25 protein-coding genes are annotated in these 23,425 nt (G+C 62.2%); 11 read left to right on the forward strand and 14 right to left on the reverse strand.

Annotated features, from left to right (window positions below):
• Positions 1–171: 171 nt before the first annotated feature.
• Both J9889_RS15345 and J9889_RS15350 read right to left on the reverse strand, forming a co-directional pair.
• Complete coding sequence (locus tag J9889_RS15345; protein ID WP_010675601.1) at positions 172–627, reverse strand: NfeD family protein; 456 nt, start codon at positions 625–627, stop codon at positions 172–174.
• Positions 624–1,547, reverse strand: coding sequence for an SPFH domain-containing protein (locus J9889_RS15350; protein WP_029314806.1), 924 nt, complete (start codon positions 1,545–1,547; stop codon positions 624–626). Before J9889_RS15350 ends, J9889_RS15345 begins: the two co-directional genes overlap by 4 nt.
• Positions 1,548–1,744: 197 nt before the next feature.
• Here J9889_RS15350 and cysG point away from each other — a divergent pair, with 197 nt between their 5' ends.
• The 5 genes from cysG (at position 1,745) to cysC (ending at position 8,164) form a co-directional block, all read left to right on the forward strand.
• Positions 1,745–3,169 carry a siroheme synthase CysG gene (gene cysG / locus J9889_RS15355; protein ID WP_210557248.1) on the forward strand — a complete coding sequence of 475 codons (1,425 nt, stop codon included), beginning with the start codon at positions 1,745–1,747 and terminating at the stop codon, positions 3,167–3,169.
• Positions 3,170–3,273: 104 nt separating this feature from the next.
• Positions 3,274–4,242 carry a sulfate adenylyltransferase subunit CysD gene (gene cysD, locus J9889_RS15360; protein WP_052224733.1) on the forward strand — a complete coding sequence of 323 codons (969 nt, stop codon included), beginning with the start codon at positions 3,274–3,276 and terminating at the stop codon, positions 4,240–4,242.
• 24 nt (positions 4,243–4,266) lie between these two features.
• Entirely contained in the window at positions 4,267–5,694 is a 1,428-nt protein-coding gene (gene cysN, locus J9889_RS15365; protein ID WP_210557250.1) for a sulfate adenylyltransferase subunit CysN, read from the forward strand.
• 4 nt (positions 5,695–5,698) lie between these two features.
• Positions 5,699–7,423 carry an SLC13 family permease gene (locus J9889_RS15370; protein WP_210557253.1) on the forward strand — a complete coding sequence of 575 codons (1,725 nt, stop codon included), beginning with the start codon at positions 5,699–5,701 and terminating at the stop codon, positions 7,421–7,423.
• A gap of 147 nt (positions 7,424–7,570) precedes the next feature.
• Positions 7,571–8,164 (forward strand): adenylyl-sulfate kinase, encoded by a 594-nt coding sequence (gene cysC, locus J9889_RS15375; protein ID WP_210557254.1) that lies wholly within the window; start codon positions 7,571–7,573, stop codon positions 8,162–8,164.
• 671 nt (positions 8,165–8,835) lie between these two features.
• Here cysC and J9889_RS15380 read toward each other — a convergent pair.
• From J9889_RS15380 to J9889_RS15420, 9 genes are all read right to left on the reverse strand, one after another.
• Positions 8,836–10,464, reverse strand: a complete 1,629-nt coding sequence (locus tag J9889_RS15380; RefSeq protein WP_210557257.1) for a PAS domain-containing methyl-accepting chemotaxis protein — start codon at positions 10,462–10,464, stop codon at positions 8,836–8,838.
• Positions 10,465–10,701: 237 nt separating this feature from the next.
• A complete protein-coding gene (locus J9889_RS15385) occupies positions 10,702–11,550 on the reverse strand; it encodes a TIGR03899 family protein (RefSeq protein WP_042016317.1) in 849 nt (282 codons plus the stop codon).
• 122 nt (positions 11,551–11,672) lie between these two features.
• Positions 11,673–12,149, reverse strand: coding sequence for a DUF3299 domain-containing protein (locus J9889_RS15390; RefSeq protein ID WP_010675589.1), 477 nt, complete (start codon positions 12,147–12,149; stop codon positions 11,673–11,675).
• Between the two features lie 31 nt (positions 12,150–12,180).
• Positions 12,181–13,428 carry an ABC transporter permease gene (locus J9889_RS15395; protein WP_201922676.1) on the reverse strand — a complete coding sequence of 416 codons (1,248 nt, stop codon included), beginning with the start codon at positions 13,426–13,428 and terminating at the stop codon, positions 12,181–12,183.
• A gap of 58 nt (positions 13,429–13,486) precedes the next feature.
• Positions 13,487–14,173 (reverse strand): ABC transporter ATP-binding protein, encoded by a 687-nt coding sequence (locus tag J9889_RS15400; protein ID WP_210557260.1) that lies wholly within the window; start codon positions 14,171–14,173, stop codon positions 13,487–13,489.
• 4 nt (positions 14,174–14,177) lie between these two features.
• Complete coding sequence (locus J9889_RS15405; protein WP_210557261.1) at positions 14,178–14,780, reverse strand: DUF2796 domain-containing protein; 603 nt, start codon at positions 14,778–14,780, stop codon at positions 14,178–14,180.
• Positions 14,781–14,816: 36 nt separating this feature from the next.
• Complete coding sequence (locus J9889_RS15410) at positions 14,817–15,107, reverse strand: hypothetical protein (protein ID WP_109112833.1); 291 nt, start codon at positions 15,105–15,107, stop codon at positions 14,817–14,819.
• 43 nt (positions 15,108–15,150) lie between these two features.
• Entirely contained in the window at positions 15,151–15,693 is a 543-nt protein-coding gene (locus J9889_RS15415; RefSeq protein ID WP_210557263.1) for a YtfJ family protein, read from the reverse strand.
• Positions 15,694–15,898: 205 nt separating this feature from the next.
• Positions 15,899–16,777, reverse strand: a complete 879-nt coding sequence (locus J9889_RS15420) for a hypothetical protein (RefSeq protein ID WP_210557265.1) — start codon at positions 16,775–16,777, stop codon at positions 15,899–15,901.
• A 123-nt stretch (positions 16,778–16,900) separates the two neighbouring features.
• On the opposite strand from J9889_RS15420, the gene J9889_RS15425 reads away from it, so the two are divergent.
• Positions 16,901–17,251 carry a hypothetical protein gene (locus J9889_RS15425; RefSeq protein WP_010675583.1) on the forward strand — a complete coding sequence of 117 codons (351 nt, stop codon included), beginning with the start codon at positions 16,901–16,903 and terminating at the stop codon, positions 17,249–17,251.
• Positions 17,252–17,277: 26 nt separating this feature from the next.
• Here J9889_RS15425 and ppa read toward each other — a convergent pair whose 3' ends face one another.
• Complete coding sequence (ppa, locus tag J9889_RS15430; protein ID WP_005335667.1) at positions 17,278–17,808, reverse strand: inorganic diphosphatase; 531 nt, start codon at positions 17,806–17,808, stop codon at positions 17,278–17,280.
• Between the two features lie 233 nt (positions 17,809–18,041).
• On the opposite strand from ppa, the gene mpl reads away from it, so the two are divergent.
• Together mpl and J9889_RS15440 are read left to right on the forward strand one after the other, a co-directional pair.
• A complete protein-coding gene (gene mpl / locus J9889_RS15435) occupies positions 18,042–19,412 on the forward strand; it encodes a UDP-N-acetylmuramate:L-alanyl-gamma-D-glutamyl-meso-diaminopimelate ligase (RefSeq protein ID WP_210557267.1) in 1,371 nt (456 codons plus the stop codon).
• Positions 19,409–20,020, forward strand: a complete 612-nt coding sequence (locus J9889_RS15440; protein ID WP_042016310.1) for a flavin prenyltransferase UbiX — start codon at positions 19,409–19,411, stop codon at positions 20,018–20,020. Before mpl ends, J9889_RS15440 begins: the two co-directional genes overlap by 4 nt.
• A 73-nt stretch (positions 20,021–20,093) precedes the next feature.
• Here J9889_RS15440 and J9889_RS15445 read toward each other — a convergent pair whose 3' ends face one another.
• Positions 20,094–20,708, reverse strand: coding sequence for a TetR/AcrR family transcriptional regulator (locus J9889_RS15445; protein WP_210557269.1), 615 nt, complete (start codon positions 20,706–20,708; stop codon positions 20,094–20,096).
• A 201-nt stretch (positions 20,709–20,909) separates the two neighbouring features.
• On the opposite strand from J9889_RS15445, the gene hpt reads away from it, so the two are divergent.
• The 3 genes from hpt to J9889_RS15460 all read left to right on the forward strand — a co-directional run bounded on the left by hpt (position 20,910) and on the right by J9889_RS15460 (position 23,240).
• Positions 20,910–21,440 (forward strand): hypoxanthine phosphoribosyltransferase, encoded by a 531-nt coding sequence (gene hpt / locus J9889_RS15450; protein ID WP_010675579.1) that lies wholly within the window; start codon positions 20,910–20,912, stop codon positions 21,438–21,440.
• A 112-nt stretch (positions 21,441–21,552) separates the two neighbouring features.
• Positions 21,553–22,470 carry an ABC transporter ATP-binding protein gene (locus J9889_RS15455; RefSeq protein ID WP_010675578.1) on the forward strand — a complete coding sequence of 306 codons (918 nt, stop codon included), beginning with the start codon at positions 21,553–21,555 and terminating at the stop codon, positions 22,468–22,470.
• Complete coding sequence (locus J9889_RS15460; RefSeq protein WP_010675577.1) at positions 22,467–23,240, forward strand: ABC transporter permease; 774 nt, start codon at positions 22,467–22,469, stop codon at positions 23,238–23,240. The genes J9889_RS15455 and J9889_RS15460 overlap by 4 nt, the downstream gene beginning before the upstream one ends.
• A gap of 50 nt (positions 23,241–23,290) precedes the next feature.
• Here the strand turns inward: J9889_RS15460 and J9889_RS15465 are convergent.
• Positions 23,291–23,425 (reverse strand): transposase (locus tag J9889_RS15465; RefSeq protein ID WP_210538105.1); only part of this gene is annotated, 135 nt, incomplete at its 5' end.

The following is a 23,425-nucleotide window of genomic DNA, read 5'->3' on the forward strand; positions in this document are numbered from 1 at the left end:
GTATAACCTGGCCAGAAGGAGGCAATATCAATATGATGCACGGCGACAGCAGGGTGATGGTGGTGGTGTGTTTGGAGACAGCCAGTTTACCAGCACCCTGTCTGTCAACTTCCACTTCCCCAAGATCCCGCGAAGAACCTTTTTTTATGGCCATGGAAGGGCGTTGCCCGGTCAGCCGAGGGGTTCCACCAGCAGGATGTGGGAGTCGGCCCCCACCACCTTGACCCGGCTGCCGGCCGGCAGCGGCGCGTTGCAGCGCACCGTCCAGACGGTGTCGTCCAGATGCACCCGGCTCATCCCCTGGCTGACCTCGTCCAGCAGGGTCAGCTCGCGGCCCATGTAGCTTTGCATCCGCTCGTTGATGGGAGCGGCGGCATCCAGCCCGGAGCGATCCCGGCGATGCTGCCAGCGCCACCAGGCCCAGGTGGTGAGCAGGGATTGCAGGGCGAAGAGCAGCAACTGCGCCTGCCAGCCGAAGGGCCAGACCAGCAGCAAGAGTCCCACCTCCAGGGCGGCGATGCCGGTCCAGAGCAGGAAGCCCACCGACCCCATCACCTCGATGGCCAGCAGCACGAAGCCGAGCCCCAGCCAGTGCCAGTGGGTCAGCCCCTCGAACAGGGCTGTCATGATTTGCCCGCCTTGCCGTCTTTGTTGAACAGCTCGGCCATGCCCGCCACCGAGCCTATCAGGCTGCCCGCTTCCAGGGGCATCATGATGATCTTGCTGTTGGGGCCTTCACCGATGCGGGCCAGGGCCTCGGTGTATTTCTGGGCCACGAAGTAGTTGATGGCCTGCATGTCGCCCTCGGCGATCGCCTGGGAGACCATGTGGGTCGCCTTGGCTTCCGCCTCGGCGGCCCGCTCCCGCGCTTCAGCGGCGAGGAAGGCGGCCTGACGTTCACCCTCGGCTTTCAGGATCTGGGACTGCTTCTCCCCCTCGGCCTTCAAGATCTTGGACTGGCGCACCCCTTCGGCCTCCAGCACCTCGGCCCGCTTCTGGCGCTCGGCCTTCATCTGGGCGTTCATGGCTTCCACCAGGGCGAGGGGCGGGCGCACATCCTTGATCTCGATCCGGGTCACCTTGATGCCCCAGGGGGCGGTGGCGGCATCCATGGTGCGCAGCAGCTTCTCGTTGATGGTGTCGCGCTGGGAGAGCATTTCGTCCAGCTCCATGGCGCCGAGCACGGTCCGCATGTTGGTCATGGTGAGATTGCGGATGGCACTGGTGAGATCATTGACCTCGTAGCCCGCCTTGCGGGCATCCACCACCTGCACGAAGCTGATGGCGTCGATGGTGACGTTGGCGTTGTCCCGGGAGATCACCTCCTGGGCCGGGATGTCCAGCACCTGCTCCATCATGATGATCTTGTGACCGATGCGGTCGATGTAGGGGATCAGCAGGTTGAGGCCCGGGGAGAGGGTGCGGGTGTAGCGGCCGAAGCGCTCCACGGTCCAGTTGTAACCCTGGGGCACTATCTTGATGCCGGCACTCAGGGTGGCGAGTACCAGGAATATGAAGATCCCCAATACAATCAATGACTCATTCATGATTAAGCTCCTTATGAAACACTTTCACTAGCCTAGGGTCTGGTGCCATCCACCACAAGCAGATTCGCTTCTCTATTGCCGCCACACGGCTTTACTAATTACCAAAACGCATTAAAGAGCATTTTTTATTATTTTGAGGGATAAGCGCTCCTGCCTATAGTCGCCCCAGATGTCGCGATGCCGAGGAGCGGGCCCTGATGGATTATTTACCTATGTTTGCCAGGTTGGAAGGCCGCCCGGTACTGCTGGTGGGCGGGGGTGAGGTTGCCCTGCGCAAGGCGCGCCTGCTGCTGGCGGCAGGTGCCCGGATCACCCTGGTCTCTCCCGCGCTCGAGCCCGAGTTCCATGAATTTGCCGGTCGCTTCACCCATGTGGTGGCGCGTTTCGACCCGGCCCACCTGGCAGGGCAGATCCTGGTGGTGGCCGCGACCGACGATCTCGAGGTCAATGCCCTGGTCTGCCAGAGCGCCACCGAGCGCGGTCTGTTCGTCAACCTGGTGGATGACCCCGAGCGCTCCAGCTTTATCTTCCCCTCCATCATCGATCGCAGCCCCATCGTGGTGGCCGTCTCCAGCGGCGGCAAGGCCCCCGTGCTGGTGCGCCTGTTGCGCGAGCGGCTCGAGAGCCTGCTGCCCCGCCATCTTGGCGGTCTGGCGGAGCTCTCCGGCCGGGTGCGCCGCCGGGCCAAGCAGGTGCTGGCCTCCCTCTCCGATCGCCGCCGCTTCTGGGAGCGCGCCTTTGCCTCCAACACCCTGGCCGGTCTGATTGAGAAAGCCGATTGGCAGGGTGCCGAGCAGTGGCTGAACGAGGGACTGGACAAAGCCCGTACCGAAGTGGGCGAAGTGGTGCTGGTGGGGGCGGGCCCGGGGGATCCTGGCCTGCTGACCCTCAAGGCGCTGCAACAGATCCAGCAGGCCGAAGTGGTGCTCTATGACCAGCTGGTCTCCCCCGAGATCCTGGACCTGGTGCGCCGCGACGCCACCCTGGTGTCGGTCGGCAAGAAGGCGGGGGCCCATAGCGTGCCCCAGGAAGAGACCAACCGCCTCTTGGTGGAATATGCCAAAGCGGGCAACCGGGTGGTGCGCCTCAAGGGGGGGGATCCCTTCATGTTCGGCCGTGGTGGCGAGGAGCTGGAAGTGCTGGCAGAGGAGGGCATTCCCTTCTCCGTGGTGCCCGGCATCACCGCCGCCGCCGGTGCCACCGCCTATGCGGGGATTCCGCTCACCCACCGCGACCATGCCCAGAGCGCCGTCTTCATCACCGGCCACTGCCAGAAGGAGGGCAAGGAGCCCGACTGGCAGCAGCTTGCGGCCACCAACCAGACCCTGGTCATCTACATGGGGCTGATGCGCTCCGAGCATATCCAGCAGCAACTGGTGAGCCATGGCCGACGCGCCGCCACCCCCATCGCCATCATCGAGCGGGGCACCACGGCCCGTCAGCGGGTGCTGACCGGCACCTTGGCGGATCTGGCCGAGCTGGCCCAGCAGGCGGTGAGCCCGTCGCTTATCGTCATCGGTGAAGTGGTGGCCCTGCGCCAGCAACTCGCCTGGTTTGGCGAACAGGGGCAAGGGCAGGAAGCAAAAAGCGGCCACGAGCTCAAGCTGGTGAGCCTGGCCTGAGAGGCGAGACCCGAATCGATTTGACGGTGCGGCCAAGGCGGCACCGAACTGAACCAACACCGCGCCCCGAGCAGGTGCGATAGCAATGAACCGAGGACCCAGACATGGACCGTGAAAGACTGACCCAACTGCAGCCATCCGATGCACAGAGCATCCGTGCAGGTGTCACCCGCGAGCGACTGACTCACCTGCAGCAACTGGAAGCCGAGAGCATCCATATCATCCGCGAGGTGGCCGCCGAATTTGAAAACCCGGTGATGATGTACTCCATCGGCAAGGACTCCTCCGTCATGCTGCACCTGGCCCGCAAGGCCTTCTATCCGGGCAAGATCCCCTTCCCCCTGCTGCACGTGGACACCAACTGGAAGTTCAAGGAGATGATCAAGTTCCGGGACGAGACCGCCAAAAAGTTCGGGCTGGATCTCATCGTCCACAAGAACCCGGACGGTCTGGCCATGGACATCAACCCCTTCGTGCACGGCAGCAGCAAGCACACCGACATCATGAAGACCGAGGGGCTCAAGCAGGCGCTCAACAAATACGGCTTCGATGCCGCCTTCGGTGGTGCCCGTCGCGACGAGGAGAAATCCCGTGCCAAGGAGCGTGTCTACTCCTTCCGCGACAAGTCCCACCGCTGGGATCCGAAGAACCAGCGCCCGGAGCTGTGGCGCGTCTACAACAGCCAGGTCAACAAGGGGGAGAGCATCCGTGTCTTCCCGCTCTCCAACTGGACCGAGCTGGACATCTGGCAATACATCTATCTCGAGAACATCGACATAGTCCCGCTCTACTTCGCGGCCATGCGCCCCGTGGTGGATCGCGGCGGCATCAAGATCATGGTGGATGACGATCGCATGCCCATCGGCCCGGAAGACGAAGTGAAGCAGGAGCTGGTGCGCTTCCGTACCCTCGGCTGCTACCCGCTGACCGGGGCCATCGAATCCAATGCCACCACCCTGCCGGAGATCATCGAAGAGATGCTGATCACCACCTCGAGCGAGCGGCAAGGGCGGCTCATCGACCACGATCAGGCAGGCTCCATGGAGCAGAAGAAGCGTCAGGGCTATTTCTAAAAAAATGTTCTAAGGAATCGCAACATGAACAACCACATTCAGACCGCCATCAGCGAACAGGGCATTGAAGCCTACCTGCACGCCCAGCAGCACAAGAGCCTGCTGCGTTTTCTCACCTGCGGCAGCGTGGACGACGGCAAGAGCACCCTCATCGGCCGCCTGCTGCACGACTCCCAGCAGATCTATGAAGATCAACTGAAGGCACTGGAGTCCGACAGCCAGAAGCTCGGCACCACCGGCGAGAAGCTGGACCTGGCCCTGCTGGTGGACGGCCTGCAGGCGGAGCGCGAGCAGGGCATCACCATCGACGTGGCCTATCGCTATTTCTCCACCGCCAAGCGCAAATTCATCATCTCGGACACCCCGGGCCATGAGCAGTACACCCGCAACATGGCCACCGGCGCCTCCACCTGCGATCTGGCCATCATCCTGATCGACGCCCGCAAAGGGGTGCTGGATCAGACCCGCCGCCACAGCTTTATCGCGAGCCTGCTCGGCATCAAGCAGTTCGTGGTGGCAGTGAACAAGATGGACCTGGTGGAGTTCAGCCAGGAGGTGTTCGAGCGCATCAGCTTGGAGTACCGCGAATTCTCCAAGAAGCTCAGCGTCGACACCATCCACATCGTGCCGGTCTCGGCCCTGGACGGTGACAACGTGGTGAACCCGAGCGACAAGCTGGCCTGGTATCAGGGCGAGACCCTGCTCTCCTTGCTGGAGTCTGCCGAAGTGGAGCGCGAGCTGGAGCGTCACCCGGTGCGCCTGCCGGTGCAGTACGTGAACCGCCCCAACCTCGATTTTCGCGGCTTCGCTGGCACGCTCGCCTCCGGCATCCTGCGGGTGGGCGACAAGCTTGCCGTGCTGCCGTCCGGCAAAGAGAGCACGGTGACCCGCATCGTCACCTTCGACGGGGATCTGGAGTACGCCCTGCCGGGTCAGGCCATCACGGTCACCTTCGCGGACGAGATCGACATCAGCCGGGGCGACCTGCTGGTGGATGCGGCGAAAAAGCCCCAGGTGACCCAGAACGTGCTGGCTCACATCGTCTGGATGGGGGAAGAGTCCCTGCAACCGGGCCGGGTCTATGACGTCAAGCTTGCCACCAAGAAGAGCCGCGGCCAGGTGGAGGCCATCCGCCACCGCATCGAGATCAACAAGCTCGACGAGCTGCCCGCCTCCGAGCTCAAGCTCAACGAGATCGGCCTGTGCGAATTCAGCCTGACCGACCCGGTGGCGTTCGACCCCTACAAGGAGATCCGCGACACCGGCAGCTTCATCCTCATCGACCGGCTGACCAACGTCACCGTCGGTGCCGGCATGATAGTGGAAGGGCTGGCGGCCAAGGTGATGGCAGGGCAATACAGCGAGTTCGAAGTGGAGCTCAACGCCCTGGTGCGCAAGCACTTCCCCCACTGGCAGGCGCTGACCATCAGCAACGATTCCGGCAAGGAGTAAGCCCATGACCTGGCAACAATCCCTGGTGCTGGGTCTGCTGGCTGCCCTCGTCGCCCTGCTGATCCAGGGCAAACTCCGGCCGGCGCTGCTCTTCTCGGGCGCCGTGCTCATCACCTACCTGAGCGGCCTGGCGGACATCAACGCCGTGGTGGCGGGCTACACCAACAGTGCCCTGCTGACCCTGGTGTTGCTGCTGCTGGTGTCGCTCGCGGTGGAGAAGACCCGGGTCATGAGCTGGTTTGCCAATCTGGTGGGCACCGGCTCCTTCAACAAGGTGCTGGTGAAGGTGTGGTTTTCCACCGCCTTCCTGTCGGCGTTCGTCAACAACACCGCCGTGGTGGCGTCCATGCTGGGGGCGGTCAAACGCAACCCCAACCATGCGCCCTCCCGGCTGCTGTTGCCCATGTGCTTCGCGGCGACCTTTGGCGGCGTGCTGACCCTGATCGGCACCTCCACCAACCTCATCGTCAACAGCTTCCTCATCAAGATGGGGGCCAAGCCGCTCGGCATGTTCGACTTCTTCATGGTGGGGGCGGGGACTCTGCTGACCGGCCTGGTGGCCGTGCTGCTGTTTGCCCGCCACCTGCCGGAGCAGGACACCGAGATGAGCCGGGAATCCGGCTATTTTCTCGAAGCCAAGGTGGGCCCCGGCTCGCCGATGGCCGGGCGCAGCGTCAAGGAGAACGGCCTGCGCAGCCTGAAAAGCCTTTATCTCGCCGAGATCATCCGGGGCAACCAGGTGATCTGCCCCGTGCAGCCGGAACACGAGCTGCACGAGGGGGACATGCTGCTGTTCTGTGGCGACGTGGAGAGCGTCGGCGTGTTGCAGGAGCTCAAGGGGCTGGATCTCTACGGCCAGCATCGCCTCAACGGCCAGCACCTGGTGGAGGTGATCGTCAGCCACAGCTCGCGCCTGGTGGGTCAGACCATCAAGGATGCGGAGTTTCGTACCCACTTCGATGCGGTGGTGCTGGCGGTGCGCCGGGGCGAGACCCAGCTCACCGGCGGCCTCGGCCAGATTGAACTGCACGCAGGGGACACCTTGCTGCTGGCCCCCGGCCCCAAGTTTGCGGGCAACAAGTCCCTCTCCCGGGAGTTCGTGGTGGTGAGCGGGCTGGAGGCCTCCACCCGGCTCGATGCCACGCGCAGCGCCGCCGTGGTGGCGGGGTTCCTTGGGGTGCTGACCCTGTCGGTGCTCGATCTGGTGCCGCTGTTCAAGGGCTTGCTGGTGATGTTGGTGGTGCTGCTCTTCTCCCGCATCCTGACCCTGGACGAGATCCGCCGCCGCTTTCCGCTGGATATCTGGCTGGTGGTGGGCGGGGCGCTGGCTATCGCCGATCAGCTGGAAAAAAGCGGCCTGGCCAAGCTCATCGCCGACTGGCTGATGGGGGAGTTCAACGGCGCCAGCCCCATCATCGCCTTTATCAGCATCTACCTGTTTACCCTGGTGCTGACCGAACTGATGAGCAACAACGCCGCTGCGGCCCTGGCCTTCCCCATGGGTTACCAGCTGGCGCTCAGCATGGATGTCTCGACCATGCCGTTCATTCTGGCGGTGCTGTTCGGGGCGAGCTCCAGCTTTATCCTGCCCTACGGCTACCAGACCAACCTGATGGTCTATGCGGCGGGCAACTACAAGATGCCGGACTACCTCAAGCTGGCACTGCCGGTCTCCCTGGCTTACAGCCTCGGGGTGATCGTCATGGTGCCCCTGCTGTTTCCGTTTTAAGGCGGCGCAACTGGGGGCCAGGTGCCTTGCAGGGAATAGGAATACACGACGACCATGGCCCCCGTCAGTGGCGAGTGGCCAGAGGCTGAGCTCAAGGAGCCAGACCGTTTCAGCATTGAGGCGCGAGCGCCAAGCAAGGAGTTTTGGATGAGCAATATCGTGTGGCATGCCCATGCCGTCGACAAACAGAGCCGGGCCGAGCAGAAGGGACAGAAGCCGCTGGTGATCTGGTTCACCGGCCTCTCCGGGGCGGGCAAGTCCACCCTCGCGGGAGCCTTGGAGCAGGCGCTGGCGGCCTCGGGCAAGCACACCTATCTGCTGGATGGGGACAATGTGCGCCACGGCCTGTGCGGCGATCTGGGCTTCGATGACGCCGCCCGTCAGGAGAATATCCGCCGGGTCGGCGAAGTGGCAAAACTGATGGTGGATGCGGGCCTTATCGTGCTCACCGCCTTTATCTCGCCGTTTCGTGCCGAGCGGGAGCTGGTGCGCAATCTCGTGGGTGAAGGGGAGTTTGTCGAGGTGTTTGTCGATGCGCCCCTTAGCGTGTGCGAAGAGCGCGACCCCAAGGGGCTCTACAAAAAGGCGCGGGCCGGGGAGATCACGAATTTTACCGGTATCGACTCCGCCTACGAGGCGCCGGAGCAGCCGGAAATTCATCTGCTTAACTCCGGCAAGCCGGTCGAGGTGTTGGTGGATGAGCTGCTGACCGCCCTGAGGCAGCGGGGGTTGAGCGAGTAAGGTTGATTGTCCGTGCTGAATATCAATAAACAAGAGGGTGTAGCCCCTTGTTTATTGATTGTAAGCAATACCCTAGGGAAAGTGCGAACAAGTATCCCACGAACAAAAAATGAAAATTTTAGTCATTTAATATCAATGGGTTACCAGTAAATGCTCTCGTGCCATATGACTTATTCGCACCTTCCTTAGGGAAGAGGGATCGGGCGATTTCTCGGGTAAGATCAATAAATTGGGGGGGGCAGCGGGGCCTGCGTCAGATTGGATAAGAAGGCTCTCAAGGTGCAACGCTTTCCCGCTTTCCCGCTTTCCCGCTTTCCCGCTTTCCCGCTTTCCCGCTTTCCCGCTTTCCCGCTTCCCGCTTCCCGCTTCCCGCTTCCCGCTTCCCGCTCAACGCTCAAGGCCTAACGCCCAATATTCACGGTGTATGGATGGGGGAGTGAGGTCATTGCCCTGCCGAGGGTCATGCGGTGCAGCCGAGAGGGTCGGCCTGGCAAGGGCGAGCAGGTGGTTGGGAGGGGGCGAAAGACCCGCGGGTTCAGTCGAGGACTCGAATTTGAAACCCGCTCAGACGCCCATGCACCACCCAAAAGAGGGGCCCGCTGCCGGTGACGGCAGGGGCCCGTTTTTATTGTTAGCGCACGGTCTTTGGGTCTGGTTTGCTCCGTGAAGGCTTAGCGGGCCAGCAGAGGTTGGCCGCTGGTCAGGGCGGTGCTGGTTGGCCGGGTGGCGGGATGCTGCTGGAACTGGCGTACCAGCCGCTCCAGATCCCCGAGCTGCTTCACGAGGGCAATGATGCCCTGCACGGCGTGGCGGCTGCCCTGGCTGGAGTCGTCGGCCAGACGCTTGATGTCCAGCACGCTGTGGTGGATGTCCTGGGTGACCAGGGACTGCTCCTGCACCGCCTGGGCTATCTGGTTGCTGCCTGCGGTCACCTGCAACAGGCGTTCGCTGATCTGTTGCAGGATATCGCCAGTGGCGGCGGCCTTGAGGCGGCAACTGGCGGAGAGCTGTTCCCCTTGCGCCATGGCCTGCTGGGCATCGTCGGCGCTGGCCTGCAAGAGGCTTATCATCTGCTGGATCTCGCCGGTGGAGGATTGGGTCTTGATGGCCAGGGTGCGGATTTCGTCCGCCACCACCGAGAAGTCGCGACCGGACTCGCCCGCCCGGGCCGCCTCGATGGCCGCATTGAGGGCCAGCAGGTTGGTCTGGTTGGCGATGTTGTTGATGACGTCCAGGATGCCGTCGATGGCGCGGCACTGGCTGGCCAGCACCTCTATCACGGCGCGGGAGGTGAGCAGCTCGCCGTGAACCCCTTCCACCGCCGCCACGGTATCGAGCACGCTGCGATTGCCCTCCCGAAACAGCACGGCGGTGTTGTCCAGGCTGTCCGAGGAGGCGCTCGAGCTGTGGGAGACCTCGCGAATGGACGCCGTCATCTCGGTGATGGCGGTCGCGACCTGGTTGGTCTGGGCCTGCTGTTGCTGCAGGTTGCCGGTGATGGACTCGGCATTGTTCAGATCCGTCTGCGCCGCCTGCACGATCTGCTGGCAGGTCTGCTGGGTGCGGGCCAGCACCGCATTGAACTCGGCCTGGTTCATCTTCATGGCGAGTTCGACGGCAGCTAGGCGATCGACCCGGCCGGTATACAGCAGTTGCATCAAGGGGTTGTCGAAACGGTGGCGGGCCAGGGTCTCCAGCCGGGCGAGGCGCCGGGAGAGGGTCTGGCAGATGACGAGCGCAACCACCAGGGGCAGGGCGCCGATGAGCAGAGGCCAGCCCGGGCCGTGCTGATAGCCGAGGGTGACCAGACTGGCCAGCAACGCCATCAGGCAGAGGTGGATCCCCAGGGTGTGGCAGCAGGGAGGCAGGCGCAGGGCCCGGGGGGTCTTGCCGCGGCGCATTTCTTCATAGACCCGCTCCGCACGCTGCTTGATCGCGTCGTCCGGCGCCGTGCGCACCGACTGGTACTCCACCACCTTGCCGCTTGCGTCCTGAATGGGGGTGACGAAGGCGTTGACCCAGTAGTGATCCCCGTTCTTGCAGCGGTTCTTGACCGGGCCCATCCAGCTTTTGCCTTCCCGCAGATGGCGCCACATGTCGGCAAACGCCTGGGGCGGCATGTCGGGGTGGCGGACCAGGTTGTGGGGTGCCCCTTGCCGCTCCTCCAGGGTGAAGCCGGCTATCTGGCAGAACTCGTCGTTGGCATAGGTGATGCGGCTCTCCAGATCCGTGGTGGAGATCAGGTTCTGGTGCAACGGGTAGAGGCGCTCACGCTGGGTAACGGGTTGATTGACTCTCATGGTACTTCCTGCCTGACAGAGGAAAGAGAGTCTGGTTGCAATTCGTACACCAGAGTGCCCAAAACCGCTTAAATTGCGCTCTATATGTCTCTTTTGTGCTCAAAACCCGTAGTGGGGGGAACATGGCCCGGGCTCGCGTCCGCCCCTGCCGTCAGGATTCGCTTTTTGGGAGCCGTTTTGGCAATGGCAGGGCGGGTTTCGCAATTTGGCAAGGCGGGGCCGGGGCCTCCGCCAGCCTCAGGCGGGCAGATCCGGCTCGCTGACCGGGGCCGGCATCTGAGTCTCTATCTGCAGGTGGGTGGAGAGCAGGGTCTTCAGATCCTGCAGGTACTCCTCCAGGGGGGGCTCGTCCAGCAGCAGGGCAAGCTCGTTGCCGATGGGGGTGAGCCGGTAATAGAGCAGGGTGAGGTTGCTCTGGCGTTGGCGCAGACGCCAGCGCTGGTTGCCAAAGGCCAGCTCGACCCCGTCGGCGGGCAGGGGGCCGGATTCGAGCTCGCCACGGTGCAGCAGCCCGAGATCGCACAGCAGCAGCAGGGCGCTGTAGGGCACCCGGTATTTGCCGAGCCCCATCCGGGTGACCTTGGCGCGACTGAGCAGGCTGGCCCCCTTGTGCATACCCAGCAGCAGGCGCTGCTCGTCGCTGCCCTCGTAGTGGCAGGAGAGGGCGCAGATGCGCTGGAACAGCTGGGCTTCGCGCTGGGTCATCTCCTTGAGGGTGTTGAGGGCCCGGATGGAGAAGCGGCCCGGGGTGGCGACTTCCAGGGCGAAGATGCGGCCCCACAACTGCTGCATGGGGGTCATGCTGATGTCTTCGGCCAGTTGCAGGAAGCGGGTGAGCCAGTCGCTGTCTATCTCGCCGCCGGCGGCGGTCTCTTCGCAGTGGCGCGCGGCCATCACCATGATGGATTCCAGATTGCGCTGGCGGGTGGCCTGCTCCGCCAACTGGCGGAAGGTGGCGCGCTGCTCGAAGGTGCTGTCGCTGTTGCGGGTGAGCATGCCATCGATGCCGCGGCTGCGGGCCAGGCGCAGGGTCTGCTCCTGGCTGCTCAGGATGGAACTCTCTTTTTTGGGGGGCAGGTCAGCCATGCTGGCTCCGTGATGGCAAGGTCTGGTAGTGAATGTTACTCCAACCAGATCCATGAACAATCCCTTTGCCGGGGTCGTCACGGGATAAAAAAAATGGCCTCCCGGGGGAGGCCATCAGGGGCTCACTCTTCGTAGACGCTGACCTCGACCGCGTCCATGGAGTAGGAGGCGGTGGCCATCTCGTGGCTGGAGCTGACGGTGTGCATCTTGCCCTTGACCCAGATGGCGTCCCAGAGGTCATCCACCGGCGCCCCTTTGGGGTAGCTCACGTAGATCACCTGGTTGGTGGGCGGGGGCGGCACGTGAATGCAGGCGCCGAAGTAGGGGACCAGCAGGAAGGCGGTGATGGTCTTGGCATCCCCTTCCAGGGGCACCACGAACCCGGGGATCCGCACCTCCTGATTGTCCAGCTTCTTGTTGACGCCCCCCACCGGCTGCGGCACCGAGGAGAAGTCGCCATCATGGCTGACCTGGGGCGGTGGCAGCAGTTTTTCCCCCTCCGGGATGAGGATATCCCAGTCGATGGTCTTGTAATCTGCAGCCATGGCAGGTAGCACCAGCAGGCTGGCCAGCAGCGCCACTATTTTCCACTTCATCATCTGTTCTTCTCTCTTGGTCGGATGCGTCGGGTCAGACGCGAATGCTCATGCCGTCGCTCAGGCTGTAGCGGTAAGCGCGGGCGGCAGGCAGCAGCCCGATCACCATGCCCGCCAGCCAGACCAGGCCCAGCAGTTGCCACTCATAGGCGCTCGGCAGACCCAGGCTCATTTGCAGGCCATAGTGGCTGAGCAGCCAGGGGCTAGCAAGCCCCTGACCGAGATAGAGCGCGGCCACCCCGAGGGCGATGCCCGCCGTGGTGAGCGCCATCGCCTCCAGCGCCAGCAGCAGGAAGAGGTGGGCAGGGCCCGCCCCCAGGGAGCGCAGAATGGCGAGCTCGCGGCGCCGCTCGTTGAGGCCGGCGAGCAGGGTGGTCAGCATGCCGATGAGGCCCGCCACCACCACGAAGCCCGCGATCACCGACAGGGCGGTCTCCGCCACGCTCATCAGCCCCCAAAGCTCCTGCAGGGCGGCTCCCGGCAGGATGGCCATCAGGGGCTCTTTGGGATAGGTGTTGACGCTGCGCTGCAACTGGAACGCCAGGATCCGGTTGCTCAGCCCCACCATGAAGGCGGTGATGGTCTTGGGGGTGAGATCCAGCGCCATCGCCTGTTCCGGGGTCACGTTCTTGCTGTGACGACCGGTGTCCCAGCCCAGATGGATCGCCTCTATGCCCGCCAGCGGCACATGGATGGTGCGATCGATGGGGGTGCCGGTGGGGGCCAGGATCCCCACCACCTTGAACGGCATGTTGTCGTGCTGGCTGAACGAGGTGTTGCCGGCGCCATGGGCGATGACGATGGATTGATCCAGGTGATAGCCGAGCTTTTCGGCCACCTGGGCACCCAGCACCGCTTCAAACGGTGTTTCGAAGGGGCGACCTTCGCGCAGGACGAGCGCCTGCTGCTGGCCGTACTTCAGGTGGGTGAAGTAGTCCCCGTTGGTGCCGAGCACGCGAAACCCCTTGTGGGAGTCGCCAAGGGAGAGGGGGATGGTCCAGGCGATACCGGGCCTGGCCTTGATGGCCTGGTAGGAGTCCCAGCCCACGTTGTTGGTGGGGTTGCCGATGCGAAACACCGAATAGAGCAGCAGGTTCACCTGGCCGGAGCGGGCACCGACGATGAGATCGGTGCCGGAGACTGTGTTGGCGAAGCTGTCCCGTGCCTGACTGCGCACCCGCTCCACCCCGAGCAGCAGGGTGACGCTGATGGCGACGGCCAGCAGGGTGAGCCCGGCAGTGAGGCGACGGGCCCAGAGACTTTGCAGGGCGAGTTTCAGCATGAGAGCCTCCGCAGTGAAGGGGAGATGGCCGGACGGGCTGCGAGATGATGGCGTGTGGTCATGCCGCCCTCCGGTTGAGCTGTTGCAGGTTCTCCACCCGGGGGAAGAGGGGCTCCAGATAGGGATCGTGACTGACGAAGACCAGGGTAGACCCCTGCTTGTCGCACTCCTCGAACAGCAGCCGGATGAAGGCGGCCCGGTTGTCGGTGTCCAGGGCCGAGGTGGGCTCGTCGGCGATCACCAGAGGAGGGGAGCCTATCAGGGCGCGGGCGGCGGCGACTCGCTGCTGCTGGCCGATGCTGAGGGCGTGGACGGGGCGATGGAGTGCCTCATCCGGCAGTTGCAGTTCTGCCAGCAGGCGGCGCGCCTCCTGCTCGGGGCTCCCTGTCAGGCGGGCCCGCTTGACGGGTGAAAAGGTGAGGGCAGCGGTGACGTTGTCCTGCACCGAGAGAAACGGCAGCAGATTGAACTGCTGGAAGATGTACCCCAGATTGGCCGCCCGGAACTGGTCACGGGCGCGGCCGGAAAGCCGGGCCAGGGGCTGGCCCAGCACCTCCAGGGTGCCGTGGTTGGCGGTCTGGATACCGGCCAGCAACCCGAGCAGGGTGGACTTGCCACAACCCGATGGGCCCTTGATGAAGACGCGCTCACCCTCGTGGATGCGAAGGGCGGGCAGATCGAGGACGGCTTCGTGACCCGGCCAGGCAAAGGCCAGATCACGGATCTCAACCACGGCATGTTTCATGGTGTTACCAGCCCAGTTTGTTGGCGGACGGAGTCAGTTCGGCGGCGGTCTGGCCGGTGGGCAGTATGCCCTGCACGCTCAGCTTCTCCAGGCTCGGGTAGAGGCTGAACAGGGTGGCCTCGAGACCGGTGAGTTTGGCCGGGGTAGCGCAGGTATAGGTGTACATGGCTCCCATGTCCGCATGGCCCGCGTCGTCGTGATGGTGTTCATCGTGAGCGCCATCAGCCTTGTCGTGCTCGTGCTCGTGCTCGTGCTCGTGCTTGTGCTCATGGTCATGATCATGATCTTCCTTGGCGGCCTGCAGCTCCTGCTGGGTCAGCTTGCAGCCGGCGGCCGGGTCGAAACGGAAGAGGGCGTCGGGCTGCTGGAGGCGGGCCACCGCCTTGGCATACTGCGCTTTCTCCTCATCGGTGTTGGCGGCATGCTCGAAGCCCACCAGATCGGCGGCAGGGGCCTGCAACTCGATCATCAGCTGGTTGCCGTCGAGTACCAGGTTGAGGTGGCCGTGACCGTGCTCATGGGCAGCGTGGCTGTGGCTTTCGTGTTCGTCGTGATTGGCCTGGGCGCCGAAGGCGGCAGCGGCCAGCAACAGGGTGATTGCTTTCATCGTTAATCCTTTTGAATAAATAGAGAAAAGATTGGTTCAAAAAAAGAAACAATGAAGGGGCGGCGGGGCGCGGATACGGCGATGTCCCGTGGTGCCGGTGGCCGCCCTCGGTTGGGGAGTGCCGATATACCGGTCGATGCCAAAGGAGAGGGAAGGGAGAACGGGGGTCGGCGTCAGTGCCAGCTTGCCATCCAGATGCAGGACGCAGAAGGTGCAGGCATGACCGTGATCGGGCAGGGCAGCTTCAAGAGGGTGCTGTGCCAGAGCCGGTTGCATCCACAACCAGCCCAGCAGCAACACCCAGATTGTCAGTGTGGAACGACCCATAGACCCTTGTGGAAAGGGCGCCATCAGCGTCCTTCTCTCTGATTCAGAGATGGGACTGGATGAGCCCCATCACCTTGGTTATCTCGGTGGCATCGAGCTGGCCATCTTTGGCAAACAGCACCTTGCCCTCTTTATCCAGCAGTATGATGGCCGAACTTTCCGGCGTGAGCGCCCAGGCGTTGCGGGCCATCCCCTTGGCATCCAGCACCATGGCGGACCAGGGGAACTCTTTCTTGCTGTCCTCGGCACTGCTCTTCACGAAACCGGATGTGCCCCAGATGGCGTCATTGCTGTTGATGATGGTGACGGTCTGGTACTTGTCGTGGGGCAGCTTGGCCGTCTTGATCGCCTCGATCATGGGGGCATTGAGCTCCTTGGCGCTGGAGCGACCCGCGATGTGCTGGATCAGGAAGACCTTGCCGGTCAGGACCTTGCTCTGCCAGGGCTGATAGCTGATCTCCTTCTCCTTGAGCACCAGCTCCCCCTTGTCGCTGATGTTGACCAGCGGCACCTGGGTTGATTCCTTGATGTTGTGGGCCAAGACCAGGGTTGGCAGCAGCGCCAGAGTAAGCACGAGATGTTTCATCCGGATGACACTCCTTTGTGATGTTATAACGATTTTTGGGTCGAGGGAATGGGACCCTGAACATCCTAAACTGATCGGATCTGTTTAAAAAGTGTTAAATAATGCAGGGTGCGACGGTGATCTTGTCAACATGGGCGCCATCCCCCCAATGACGGCGGCAAGGATGGCATGTCATCCATCAAAAGCAAGTGATGGTCAGAAGAGGCTAGTAGAGCGGTTCGTTGATCAAGGGAATCTGGGCCATCGTCATCTGCTGGGCCAGCAGGGGAGAACCGGTGAGCAGCACGTGGCGCTGATTGCCGATCACCAGGGTGTCTCCCTCAAGGCCGCTGTCGGCCGTGATGGCGAGCCAGGCCGGCGAGACGCTGCCGATGCTGATGTTCGGATAGATGATGCTGAGACTGTACTGGGGCGCCAGCTCCGCCAGCAGACTGGCCATGAGCAGCGCCTTCTCGTCGCTGTCGGCCTTGTTGTCCTGCAGGGCCTGCAAGGGCGGAGCGAAGTGGTCCATCTGCTCGGGCGGGGTGGGGATGCCGCTCAGCCACTCCTGCAGCAGAGTGACGCTGGTGGCGAGATCCTTGGCCGAAAACTGCTGTGCCAGGGGTTTGAGGTCTCCCTTGAACTGATAGAACAGCTGGGAGTAGTTGGGGCGCACACAGGGCAGCTTCTGATTGGCCGGGTGAACGCAGGGCTGGACCCGCATCTCGTAGAAGGCGTCCTCCTGATATTGCCGGTAGGCCTGCCAGAACTGGGCGGATTCGAGGCTGCTGTCGTGCAGGGTAAAGGCCTGTTCCAGGTTGCGGAACTTGGTGGCCGTCTCCGGGCTGTGCTGGTTGATCTGGTTGATGCTGTTGTAGAGGCGCGGACTGATGTAGGAGTAGAGTGTTTCCAGCGGGAAGTTGAGGGCGGTGTCGAGCTGTGTCATCTCGTGACGGCTGGCTGAAAAGGTACGCTCATCCGCCGTCAATTGCAGGTGCTTTTGCTGACCATCCGCAGATTGCCACTGCCAGCTCAGGTTGATCTCGCTGGCCTGCGCCATGGTGCCGAAGAGCAGACTGCACAGAAAGCCTTGTGCCAGTTTCATGGTGCGCCTCCGCCTGGGTTGATAATAAACAACTAGGTGAGTGACCGGCATTTGGATTGGTCTGGTGACAGATATATTGGTAATTATCTGATCTGACTTTAAATTTAATTCAGGAAATAAGTCATGGGGGAAATCATCATGAAGCTTGTTTCACGGTTTCTGCTGATATTGGTGGCCACGCCGGCGCTGGCGGGGCAGGTCATCGTCAATCAGGGATTGTCCAGCGCGGATACCTTCGCCCTGCGGGATCAGCTGGCCCGGGAGCATGAATGGCAGGAGTGGCTGCGCTTCCAGCAGGCCATCAAGTGGCTGGAGGTGCTGCCGGTCAACTGCGATCTGGTGGGAGGTGCCGGTCAGGAATATCGCTGCGGTGATGACTATTACCGCCCCTATCGGCAAAACGGGCGCGACCTCTATATCCAGGGGGATCCCCCCGGAGCGTCCCCGCAACGACCCATAAAAAAGGCGCCATAAGGCGCCTTTTTTTGCGAGGGATACGCTTATTTTGCAGCGTAACGCTCGGCAGAGGTCTTGATCTCGGCTTCGGCAGCGGCCTTGTCGCCCCAACCTTCCACCTTGACCCACTTGCCCGCTTCCAGCTCTTTGTAGCGCTCGAAGAAGTGCTGGATCTGGGCTTTCAGCAACTCGGGCAGATCGTTCACATCCTGGATGTGATCGTACTGCTTGGTCAGCTTGGAGTGGGGAACGGCCACGATCTTGGCGTCTTCGCCTGATTCGTCGGTCATCTTCAGCACACCGACCGGGCGGCAACGGATGACGGAGCCGGCCAGCAGCGGGTAGGGAGTCGGAACCAGCACGTCGACCGGATCCCCGTCCAGGGACAGGGTGGCGTTCACGTAACCGTAGTTGCACGGGTAGAACATCGGGGTGGACATGAAACGGTCAACGAAGATGGCGCCGCTGTCCTTGTCGACTTCGTATTTGATCGGGTCGGCGTTCTGCGGGATTTCGATGATGACGTAGATGTCGTCAGGCAGGCTCTTGCCGGCCGGTACCAGGTTCAGGCTCATGACGTTTCCTTTGAGTGTTGGAGTCAAGTTTGCAGGCCGACATTATAGCGATGTCCCGTCAAATGACCATATTTCAAGGGCCGGGTGGCGTGGTGGAGGGTGGCTTTTCCCCACGCTTGCCCGATTTCTGTCGTCTGCGGGCGCCGATGCCTTCGCTCCCCATGGGCGCGGCTTGTGCCACCGGGTCAACAGACCCTAGAATGCGCACTCCCTTTACTGGAAAAGGCAGCGGTATGCACATTCACATTCTCGGGATCTGCGGCACCTTCATGGGTGGTCTGGCGGTGTTGGCAAAACAGCTTGGCTATCGGGTGACCGGCTCCGACGCCAACGTCTATCCCCCCATGAGCACCCAGCTCGAGCAACAGGGCATCGAACTGACCGAAGGCTACGACCCCTCCCAGCTCGATCCTGCGCCGGATCTGGTGGTGATCGGCAACGCCATGAGCCGTGGCAACCCCTGTGTGGAATATGTGCTGGACCGCAATCTGCCCTACATCTCCGGCCCTCAGTGGCTGCTGGAGCATGTGCTGAAGGATCGCTGGGTGCTGGCCGTCGCGGGCACCCATGGCAAGACCACCACCGCCAGCATGCTGGCCTGGGTGCTGGAGTATGCCAAGCTGGAACCCGGTTTCCTCATCGGCGGCGTGCCGGGCAACTTCCCGGTTTCCGCCCGTCTCGGCTCGGCTCCCTTCTTTGTGATTGAAGCGGACGAATATGACTGCGCCTTCTTCGACAAGCGATCCAAGTTTGTCCACTACCACCCGCGCACCCTGGTGATGAACAACCTGGAGTTCGACCACGCTGACATCTTCCCGGATCTCGCCGCCATCCAGCGCCAGTTCCACCACCTGATGCGCATCGTGCCGAGCAACGGCCGGGTGCTCTTCCCCAAAGGCGATGACAACCTTACCGCCGTGCGCGAGATGGGCTGCTGGAGCGAGGTGGAGCTGGTGGGCCAGGACGACGCCAAGTGGAAGGCGGTGAAGCTGGCCGATGACGGCTCCGCCTTCGAGGTGTGGCTGGATGGCGTGAAACAGGGGGAGGTGCACTGGGAGTGCATCGGCGAGCACAACATCAACAACGGTCTGATGGCCATCGCCGCCGCCCGTCATGCCGGTGTCATGGTGGAGCACGGGATCAACGCCCTCTGCCAGTTCAAGTCCCCCAAGCGGCGCATGGAGCTGAAAGGGGAAGTGGCCGGCATCAGCGTCTACGATGACTTCGCCCACCACCCCACCGCCATCGAGACCACCCTGGGCGGCCTGCGCGCCAAGGTGGGCAAGGCTCGCATCCTGGCGGTGCTGGAGCCCCGCTCCAACACCATGAAGCTCGGGGTTCACAAGGAGGAGCTGGCCGGTTGCTTCGACGGTGCCGACGAGGTGTTCTTCTTCCAGCCCCCCAACATCGGCTGGGATCTGGGGGAGGTGACGGCCCACATGACCCGGCCTGCCCGGGTATTCGAGGGCCTTGATGCCCTGATTGGCGCCCTGGTGGCCGAGAGCCGCCCAGGAGATCATATTCTGATCATGAGCAACGGCGGGTTTGGCGGCATTCACGACAAGCTGATCGCCCGCCTCAAGGAGCTGCAGAGCGCATCATGAACAAGGCCATCACCCTGGCGCTGACCGGCGCCTCCGGCGCTCCCTATGCCCTGCGCCTGCTGGAATGCCTGGTGCAGGCGGACTATCGGGTCTTCCTGCTCGCCTCCTCGGCGGCCAGGGTTGTGCTCAAGACCGAGCAGCAGCAGGATTGGCCGGGCTCCCCCAGGGAGCTGTCGGCGTACCTCTGTCGCCAATATGGTGCCAAAGAGGGTCAGATCGTCGCCTGCGGCAAGGAGGAGTGGTTCTCGCCGGTGGCTTCCGGCTCGGCGGCCCCCAAACAGATGGTGGTCTGCCCCTGCTCCATGGGCACCGTCTCTGCCATTGCCAACGGCACCTCGGACAACCTGCTGGAGCGGGCGGCGGACGTGGTGATCAAGGAGCGGGGCCAGCTGATTCTGGTGCCCCGGGAGAGCCCCTTCTCGGCGATCCATCTGGAGAACATGCTCAAGCTTGCCCGTCTTGGCGTGACCATCATGCCGGCGGCGCCAGGGTTCTACCATGAACCCAAAAGCATCGAAGATCTGGTGGACTTCATGGTCGCCCGCATCCTCGACCACCTGGGTGTCGAGCATGAGTTGACCAGTCGCTGGGGTTATGCAAACCACTGATACGGCGGGGAGCGGACAAAAAAGCGGCGCCGGGCTGTAAAGCCCGGCGCCGCGTTGTCAATATCTGCACGAGTCAGCTGGCCTGGATGGGGGCCGTCACGTACTTGAACAGGAAATCCGTCACCTCTTCCCGGCTCGGACGCTGCGGCTGATTGATCATCTGCATCATCACATAGCCAAAACCGGTCAGGGAGCGGGCCAGATCCTGCGCCGACAGCACGCTCTGAATCTCGCCGTTGTCGATGGCCCGTTGCAGGTGGGGGGCAATGCGCTCCAGCGCCTTGTCCAGCAGCCGGGTGTAGCGAGGCCACACTTCTTCCCGCACCGAGGAGCTCCACTCCAGCCAGATGCTGGCGTGATCGGGCTTGTTATAGGCGGCGTCAACGAACAGCTTCACGTGGCGGTGAATGCTCTCCCTGGCGGAGCCCTGACCGTTGTAGGCCTGTTCGAGGATCTGCTGTACGAAGGCTTCGATTTCTGTTAGCACTTCGTCGACCAGATCTTCACGAGTATTGAAATAGTTAAAAACGGTCGCAACCGAGACCTTTGCCTGTTCGGCTATTTCGGCATGCCCCGCACGGCCGATGCCGCGACGGGAAAATACCTCGACGGCACACTCCATCAATTGATCACGGCGAGCCTCCGGCGAAAGCCGGGTTCGACGTCTTATTTCTGCGCGTGGTTCCATAGTTTTTTCATCTAATAGTTATTGATTATGGTGTTTATAGTATTGTCACCGATAATGCCCGAAGGCTTGCTAACTCTATCAATTAAAATAAGCCGATAAAAGCATCACGTATGCCTGACGCCCACTGGTTGGAGTGGTAGAATCCTCGGTTTTGACGTTAATGAACGGCCAATAACCCTTTGGTCATTATTGGAGTATGTGATGAAACACATTGTCGAGGTGATGATTCCCGAGGCCGAGGTTGCAGCCCGGATCGCCACGCTGGGTGAAGAGATTACCGCCCGTTACCAGGGCTCCGAGGAAGTGGTCATGATCGGCCTGTTGCGCGGCTCCTGCGTCTTCCTGGCGGATCTCTGCCGTCAGTGCCAGTTGCCCATCACCCTGGACTTTATGACTGCCTCCAGCTATGGCTCCGGCATGCACAGCACCCGTGACGTGCGCATCCTCAAGGATCTGGATGACGACATCAAAGGCAAGGACGTGGTGATCGTCGAGGACATCATCGACACCGGTTACACCCTCAACAAGGTGCGCGAGATCCTCTCCCTGCGCGAGCCGAAATCCCTGGCCATCTGCACCCTGCTGGACAAACCGTCCCGCCGCGAGGTTCAGGTGCCGGTGGACTGGCTTGGCTTCTCCATCCCGGACGAGTTCGTGGTGGGCTGTGGCATTGACTACGCCCAGAAGTACCGTAACCTGCCTTTCATCGGCAAGGTGGTACCGCAAGAGTAAGCCGGGTCCGAAGTAGCAAGGCAGGCTGGCCGGCCCGCCATCGACTGTCTTCAGGCGGCGTCACAGCCGCCTTTTCTGTCTCGAGATGGGCTCATCCATCACAGGGGTTGCAATGAACGCATTGGAAATCAGCGGTCTGAAGAAGACCTATCAGGGGGGCGTCGAAGCCCTCAAGGGCATCGATCTCACCGTCAAACAGGGGGATTTCTTCGCCCTGCTCGGTCCCAACGGGGCGGGCAAATCCACCACCATCGGCGTGATCAGCTCACTGGTCAACAAGAGTGCCGGCAAGGTGAAGGTATTCGGTCATGACATCGATACCGATCTGGAGCTGGCCAAGTCCCAGCTCGGCCTGGTGCCCCAGGAGTTCAACTTCAGCCAGTTCGAGAAGGTGAGCCAGATAGTGACTCACCAGGCCGGTTTCTATGGAGTGCCGCGGGCCGAGGCCAAGGTGCGCGCCGAGAAGTACCTGCGCCAGCTCGATCTCTGGGACAAGCGCGATATGGCGGCCCGCACTCTCTCCGGTGGCATGAAGCGACGGTTGATGATCGCCCGCGCCCTGATGCATGAGCCCAAGCTGCTGATCCTGGATGAGCCGACCGCGGGGGTGGACATCGAGATCCGCCGTTCCATGTGGAGTTTCCTCAAGGATCTCAACGAGCAGGGGGTGACCATCATCCTGACCACCCACTACCTGGAAGAGGCCGAGATGCTGTGCCGCAACATCGGCATCATCGACAAGGGCCGTCTCATCGAGAACACCAGCATGAAGAGCCTGCTCGGCAAGCTGGGTCGCGAGACCTTCCTGCTGGATCTGGTGCCGGGCTCCATTGTACCGGCCCTGCCCGAGTTCAACGGCCGGATGCAGGATGAGAACACCCTGGAAGTGGAGCTGGAGAAGAGCCAGTCCCTCAACAGCCTGTTCGAGCAGCTCTCCGCCCAGGGGGTGAAGGTGCTCAGCATGCGCAACAAGGCGAACCGGCTGGAAGAGCTGTTCGTCAATCTGGTAGAGGAGGGTCGCAAAGCATGAACCCCATGACCTATTACATCGCCTTCAAGAGCATTCTGGCCAAGGAAGTGAGCCGCTTCACCCGGATCTGGATCCAGACCCTGGTGCCGCCCGCCATCACCATGAGCCTCTACTTCGTCATCTTCGGCAACCTCATCGGCTCGCGCATCGGCGACATGGGGGGCTTCAGCTACATGGAGTTCATCGTACCCGGCCTCATCATGATGTCGGTCATCACCAACTCCTACTCCAACGTCGCCTCCTCCTTCTACAGCGCCAAGTTCCAGCGCAACGTGGAGGAGCTGCTGGTGGCGCCGGTGCCCAACTACATCATCATCGCGGGGTATGTGGGCGGTGGTGTGGCGCGCGGCCTCTGTGTCGGCCTCATCGTCACCCTGGTGTCGCTGTTCTTCGTGCCGCTGCAGATCCATCACCTGTTCAGCGTCTGCGTGACCGTGCTGCTCACCTCCATCCTCTTCTCCCTGGGGGGGCTCATCAACGCGGTGTTCGCGAAGTCGTTTGATGACATCAGCATCATCCCGACCTTCATCCTGACTCCCCTGACCTATCTGGGGGGCGTCTTCTACTCCATCACCCTGCTGCCGCCGTTCTGGCAGGGGGTTTCCCAGGTGAATCCCATCATCTACATGGTGAACGCGTTCCGCTACGGCTTCCTCGGGATCTCCGACGTGCCCCTCGGCACCGCCTATCTCATCATCATCGGCTTCATCCTGGTGCTGTACGGGATGGCCTGGTGGCTCATCTCCCGCGGCACCGGTCTGCGCCACTGAGGCGCAGCACCTGCCAGCAAAAAGGCGCCCTCGGGCGCCTTTTTATTGGTTCATCGCGGCTTTCCGGGGAAGGCCGCCTTGATTTTCAGAAAAAAGTATTCTGAGTCCCTAAATCCATATGCCATGCGCTTTATCACTTTGATCTTGTTGTTCACCCCTTCCAGCACACTCGTGTGCATCGGGTA

The sequence above is a fragment of the Aeromonas sp. PrichA-15 genome, from assembly GCF_017939245.1.
GTDB lineage: Bacteria > Pseudomonadota > Gammaproteobacteria > Enterobacterales > Aeromonadaceae > Aeromonas > Aeromonas caviae.

Bases quoted from the DNA above. Each gene is read 5' to 3' on its own strand.
- J9889_RS15345 (WP_010675601.1), bottom strand. From the start codon at position 627: ATGACAGCCCTGTTCGAGGGGCTGACCCACTGGCACTGGCTGGGGCTC.
- J9889_RS15350 (WP_029314806.1), bottom strand. From the start codon at position 1,547: ATGAATGAGTCATTGATTGTATTGGGGATCTTCATATTCCTGGTACTC.
- cysG (WP_210557248.1), top strand. From the start codon at position 1,745: ATGGATTATTTACCTATGTTTGCCAGGTTGGAAGGCCGCCCGGTACTG.
- cysD (WP_052224733.1), top strand. From the start codon at position 3,274: ATGGACCGTGAAAGACTGACCCAACTGCAGCCATCCGATGCACAGAGC.
- cysN (WP_210557250.1), top strand. From the start codon at position 4,267: ATGAACAACCACATTCAGACCGCCATCAGCGAACAGGGCATTGAAGCC.
- J9889_RS15370 (WP_210557253.1), top strand. From the start codon at position 5,699: ATGACCTGGCAACAATCCCTGGTGCTGGGTCTGCTGGCTGCCCTCGTC.
- cysC (WP_210557254.1), top strand. From the start codon at position 7,571: ATGAGCAATATCGTGTGGCATGCCCATGCCGTCGACAAACAGAGCCGG.
- J9889_RS15380 (WP_210557257.1), bottom strand. From the start codon at position 10,464: ATGAGAGTCAATCAACCCGTTACCCAGCGTGAGCGCCTCTACCCGTTG.
- J9889_RS15385 (WP_042016317.1), bottom strand. From the start codon at position 11,550: ATGGCTGACCTGCCCCCCAAAAAAGAGAGTTCCATCCTGAGCAGCCAG.
- J9889_RS15390 (WP_010675589.1), bottom strand. From the start codon at position 12,149: ATGATGAAGTGGAAAATAGTGGCGCTGCTGGCCAGCCTGCTGGTGCTA.
- J9889_RS15395 (WP_201922676.1), bottom strand. From the start codon at position 13,428: ATGCTGAAACTCGCCCTGCAAAGTCTCTGGGCCCGTCGCCTCACTGCC.
- J9889_RS15400 (WP_210557260.1), bottom strand. From the start codon at position 14,173: ATGAAACATGCCGTGGTTGAGATCCGTGATCTGGCCTTTGCCTGGCCG.
- J9889_RS15405 (WP_210557261.1), bottom strand. From the start codon at position 14,780: ATGAAAGCAATCACCCTGTTGCTGGCCGCTGCCGCCTTCGGCGCCCAG.
- J9889_RS15410 (WP_109112833.1), bottom strand. From the start codon at position 15,107: ATGGGTCGTTCCACACTGACAATCTGGGTGTTGCTGCTGGGCTGGTTG.
- J9889_RS15415 (WP_210557263.1), bottom strand. From the start codon at position 15,693: ATGAAACATCTCGTGCTTACTCTGGCGCTGCTGCCAACCCTGGTCTTG.
- J9889_RS15420 (WP_210557265.1), bottom strand. From the start codon at position 16,777: ATGAAACTGGCACAAGGCTTTCTGTGCAGTCTGCTCTTCGGCACCATG.
- J9889_RS15425 (WP_010675583.1), top strand. From the start codon at position 16,901: ATGGGGGAAATCATCATGAAGCTTGTTTCACGGTTTCTGCTGATATTG.
- ppa (WP_005335667.1), bottom strand. From the start codon at position 17,808: ATGAGCCTGAACCTGGTACCGGCCGGCAAGAGCCTGCCTGACGACATC.
- mpl (WP_210557267.1), top strand. From the start codon at position 18,042: ATGCACATTCACATTCTCGGGATCTGCGGCACCTTCATGGGTGGTCTG.
- J9889_RS15440 (WP_042016310.1), top strand. From the start codon at position 19,409: ATGAACAAGGCCATCACCCTGGCGCTGACCGGCGCCTCCGGCGCTCCC.
- J9889_RS15445 (WP_210557269.1), bottom strand. From the start codon at position 20,708: ATGGAACCACGCGCAGAAATAAGACGTCGAACCCGGCTTTCGCCGGAG.
- hpt (WP_010675579.1), top strand. From the start codon at position 20,910: ATGAAACACATTGTCGAGGTGATGATTCCCGAGGCCGAGGTTGCAGCC.
- J9889_RS15455 (WP_010675578.1), top strand. From the start codon at position 21,553: ATGAACGCATTGGAAATCAGCGGTCTGAAGAAGACCTATCAGGGGGGC.
- J9889_RS15460 (WP_010675577.1), top strand. From the start codon at position 22,467: ATGAACCCCATGACCTATTACATCGCCTTCAAGAGCATTCTGGCCAAG.